Origin of the sequence: Wolbachia endosymbiont of Drosophila incompta (genome assembly GCF_001758565.1) — a bacterium.
GTDB lineage: Bacteria > Pseudomonadota > Alphaproteobacteria > Rickettsiales > Anaplasmataceae > Wolbachia > Wolbachia pipientis.
On sequence record NZ_CP011148.1, the window covers coordinates 755,180 to 759,657 of the forward strand.

The window sequence follows — 4,478 nt, forward strand, 5'->3', positions numbered from 1 at the left end:
TACTTGAGGAAGTATTAAAAGAGACATTTGGGGTAATAATTTACCAAGAACAAGTGATGGAAATAGCCCGTATTCTTTCCGGGTATAGCTTAGCGGAAGCAGATTTGCTGAGACGTGCTATGGGTAAGAAAATCAAGGAAGAGATGGATAAACAACGTGAACTTTTCATCCAAGGGGCAACGAAGAATGGCGTTGATTACGACAGGGCAAGTTATATCTTTGACCTTGTTGCAAAATTTGCTGGTTATGGGTTCAATAAATCTCATGCTGCAGCATATGCGGTGATATCTTATCAAACGGCTTACCTTAAAGCTAATTATCCATTAGAATTTTTTACAGCACTAATGAATCTGAATATTGATGATAGAGATAAACTGAATTTATTTTATCATGCAGCAAAGTTTAGTGGCGTTACCGTTCTTTCACCTGATATAAACAAGTCTCAAGCTGAATTCTCAATAGAGGATGAACGCATACGTTATGGTATTGCTGCCTTGAGGAATGTTGGTTTTTCTATAGCGGAAGGAATAGTGAACGTACGTTCAAGCGCTTGTAAGGACATATGGGAATTCATTCAAAATTCAGGTCATATAATAAATAAGAGAGCGCTAGAAAGCCTGATCAAATCCGGAGCATTCGATAGCGTGCATAAGAACAGAAAGCAGCTATATGAGTCAATGGACACGCTGATTTACTTTGCAAATAAAAACAAACAGGATAGAGAATCAAGTCAAGCTGCTTTGTTTGGTAGTCTTGATGTCCTCAAACCGAAACTTGAGAATGTGGAAGATTTTGATGAAGAGGAAAAATTAGAACATGAGTTATTTTCACTAGGATTTTATTTAACTAATCATCCGCTTGAAAAATTTAGAACTCTTCTGGAAAAGTTAAATATTGGGTTTATCGGAGAAAATAGAACAGCAAAAACTGCTGGGGTAATATTAAATGCACGTATGAGAACTTCAGAGCGTGGAAGGTTTGTTATCCTCACACTTTCTGATCCCCATAACGTTTCTGAAATAGCATTCTATAATAATGAAATAATAGAAGAAAAAAGAGATTTATTTTCACCAGGAACATTTGTGATAATTGATCTTGAAGCTTCGGAAAATACAACAAGATTAGCAGGCAAGGATATATCTGAGTTTACAAAAAGAGTCACTTCTACAATAAAAGAATTAGTTCTCACCACTGAGTGCACGGATTCGCAAAAAGCCGCTATGGAATTAAACACAATATTGAAAGATGAAGGCAGAACCAAAATAATGCTAAAACTTCTTCTCGAAAAACATAAAGTGAGCATCTTATTACCAGGTGCATACTCAATTGCTCCTCAAGTAATTTATGAAATATCTAATTTAAGCTGGATTAAAGGCGTAGAAATTAATACAAATAACTTGCTTATATAAAAAAGCTTTATATAATGAAATATTTAATCGGTATTAAAGGAAGATATAGTGAATCTTTATGAATTTACTTTTATAGCACAACAAGGATTGTTACAGCAAGAAGTAGAGGAGATGGTCCAAGAGCTAGCTGTTTCATTGAAAAATATTAAAGCAGATATTATGTTCCAGCAAATCAGGGATATTCTGAAAAAAGGAAATGACAAGCTTACAAAACAAGAGTTAGAAGTGCCTGCTGAGGACATTAAAGAAAGTCTAGTTGCTTACTCTGATTTCTTGGTTTATCTTCAAAAATTTTATGGGTTGAATTAGAAGAAGATCTTTCAAATTTGAAAGAAGTGAAGTCAAAAATCGATAAAGAGTTGAAAGATGACCTAAAAGATTTAGGAATAACGCAAGATTTTACAAAATTTCTAGGAGGCAGTACTAAAAGTGCGTTTATCCATAACGCAGTAAATGCTTTGAAGAGAAATATTTCAGAACATCTAATAAAGATTTTTCAAGATATTTTGAAAGATTTTAGAATAAACGGTCCAACTCAATCGAGCAAAGCGTTGGAAATGCTTTTGAAAAACATTGAAGCATCAGGATTAATCAAGTATGAACATTGGGGTCTTTTGGATTTTGCATATCACAAAAATAAAATGAAGAGCGGTCATTATTGTATAATGTGCATAAGTTCTACTGCAAGCATTCTGGATGAATTTATGCGTAGAATGAAACTTAATGAGAACGTTATTCGCCACTTTCCTGTGCAGGTTGATAAAATTTTTGAAGGTAAATCTCATATGATGAATAAACAAATTGAGGAGCAAAGCGCATAATGATGAAAAGACGAAATAGTTTTAATAATTCTTACGTATCTGTAAATAATAGGACTGGCTTTAGGCGTTCTAAAGTTTGCCCTCTTGCTGCGTCTAAAGATGAAGACATAGATTATAAGAATATAGATTTATTATCCAAGTTTACCTCTGACTATGGTAGGATATTACCTAGAAGATTAACAGGCGTATGTGCAAAAAAACAAAGGAAGTTACGCTTAGCGATCATAAGGGCACGTTTTTTAGCTCTTATTCCTTACTGTACTAAAAAAGTTTAGGTAATTTATGTTGATAATTTTAAAGGAAAATATAAGGACTTTAGGTAAGCTTGGTGAAGTTGTCAAAGTTAAACCAGGTTATGCACGTAATTTTCTTTTTCCACAAAGAAAAGCGGTGAAAGCTACCAAGGAAAATTTAACAAAGCTAGAGGAGCAACGTTTATTACTGGAAGAAGAGAATATAAAAAGATTAAATGTAGCAAAAGAGCTTGCGTTGTCACTACATGATAAGTTTGTGGTATTAATAAAGCAAGCTTCAGAGGATGGTAAAATTTTTGGTTCTGTAACAACACGTGAAATTGCGAAAATTTTACTACAAGAAGGACATGTGATAGATCACCGTAGTTTATCTTTTGGTGGAGTAAGCATCAAAAACTTGGGTGAACACCAAGTAAACGTAGAATTACATAGTGAAGTAGTAGTACCAATTACTATATACGTCGTGAAATCCGAAACAGATGCAAATGAGCTAAGGCAAGTAAAATTGCAAAATCAGAAGTCTGAGCAACAAGAGGCAGAGCAAGATGCGAATAAAGAAGCTACTGATGGTGATGATAGCTGATCAAAGATGATCCCTTGTTATAGTCGTAAAGAAATTTCTGCCATGGCTAAGCTGGTGTCATCCCAGTGCTTCCCTCATGTCATCCCAGTGCGTGACACTGGGATCCAGTTTATTTCATCATGGACATTATTTTATGCTTCTAGAATCCGTTGTCCATTGAATAATTTGCAAATACTTTTATACCTGGATTCCAGTGTCACGCACTGGAATGACACCATTATTGGAGTAAATCAAAAATGATCCCACGCTATAGCCGTAAAGAAATTTCTGCCATGGCTAAGCTGGTGTCATCCCAGTGCTTCCCTCATGTCATCCCAGTGCGTGACACTGGGATCCAGTTTATTTCATCATGGACATTATTTTATGCTTCTAGAATCCGTTTTCCATTGAATAATTTGCAAATACTTTTATATCTGGATTCCAGTGTCACGCACTGGAATGACACCATTATTGGAATAAATCAAAAATGATTCCCCGCTATAGCAGAAAAGAAATGTCTTCCATTTGGGAGGAAAATAATAAATTTAATATATGGCTTAAAATAGAAAAATTAGCGTGTGAAGCTCAAGCAAAGTTAGGAGTGATTCCGAATAATATTGCTGAGAACCTCTCTGGTGCTATTGAATTTGATGTTGAATGTATCAACGAAATTGAATCCATTGTAAAACATGATGTTATAGCTTTTCTGACATATATTGCTAAAAAAGCGGGAGTTGATGTTCGTTATCTTCATTATGGAATGACAAGTTCTGATGTTTTGGATACATGCCTTGCGGTGCAACTGAAAGAGTCCTGTGATATTTTGCTCGAGAATCTAAAAAATTTACTTGCAGCATTGAAAAAAAAAGCTGAGGACTATAAAGATATTGTTTGTGTTGGACGCAGTCACGGAATGCATGCAGAACCAACAACTCTTGGAATAAAATTTGCCAGATTTTATGCTGAATTTAAACGCAATTATCAGAGATTAATTAGCGCGCAAAAAGAGATCTCAATTTGTAAAATATCAGGTGCAGTAGGCAATTTTGCAAATGTTGATCCGTTTGTTGAAGAATATGTAGCGAAAGAAATGGGACTCATACCTGAAACCATATCATCTCAAATCATTCCTCGTGATAGACATGCCATGTTCTTTTCAGTTTTGGGAGTAATTGCAAGTTCAATAGAAAATGTTGCTGTTGAAATTCGTCATTTGCAAAGAACTGAAATCGGCGAAATTTCTGAGCATTTTTCCACTGGGCAGAAGGGAAGCTCTGCTATGCCACACAAATGTAATCCTATTTTAAGTGAAAATCTGACTGGACTCTCACGTTTAATACGCAGTTATGTTTTTCCTGCGTTAGAAAATGTTGCATTGTGGCACGAACGTGATATATCACACTCGTCTGTGGAAAGATGCATTGCTCCTGAT

At 35.2% G+C, this 4,478-nt stretch carries 6 protein-coding genes (1 of these 6 cut by a window edge); all 6 read left to right on the top strand.

What is annotated here, in order from left to right; translation table 11 throughout:
* On the top strand, window positions 1-1,409 hold a 1,409-nt coding region (locus tag WG67_RS08500; protein ID WP_458694897.1), incomplete at its 5' end, for a helix-hairpin-helix domain-containing protein.
* A 48-nt stretch (window positions 1,410-1,457) separates the two neighbouring features.
* Window positions 1,458-1,718: a hypothetical protein gene (locus tag WG67_RS07835; RefSeq protein WP_245683347.1), complete on the top strand. Its 261-nt coding sequence runs from the start codon at window positions 1,458-1,460 to the stop codon at window positions 1,716-1,718.
* Between the two features lie 26 nt (window positions 1,719-1,744).
* Window positions 1,745-2,230 (top strand): 30S ribosomal protein S6, encoded by a 486-nt coding sequence (rpsF, locus tag WG67_RS07840; protein WP_245683400.1) that lies wholly within the window; start codon window positions 1,745-1,747, stop codon window positions 2,228-2,230.
* Window positions 2,230-2,505: a 30S ribosomal protein S18 gene (rpsR, locus tag WG67_RS03350; protein WP_007548890.1), complete on the top strand. Its 276-nt coding sequence runs from the start codon at window positions 2,230-2,232 to the stop codon at window positions 2,503-2,505. Before rpsF ends, rpsR begins: the two co-directional genes overlap by 1 nt.
* Window positions 2,506-2,512: 7 nt before the next feature.
* The gene (gene rplI / locus WG67_RS03355) at window positions 2,513-3,067 is read left to right on the top strand and encodes a 50S ribosomal protein L9 (RefSeq protein ID WP_070356903.1); all 555 of its coding nucleotides are present in this window, start codon (window positions 2,513-2,515) and stop codon (window positions 3,065-3,067) included.
* 466 nt (window positions 3,068-3,533) lie between these two features.
* A protein-coding gene (purB, locus tag WG67_RS03360; RefSeq protein WP_070356904.1) for an adenylosuccinate lyase crosses the window boundary here: on the top strand, window positions 3,534-4,478 show its 5' portion. It continues 348 nt past the right edge of the window; only the first 945 of its 1,293 coding nucleotides appear in the window; it begins with the start codon at window positions 3,534-3,536; its stop codon lies beyond the right edge, outside the window.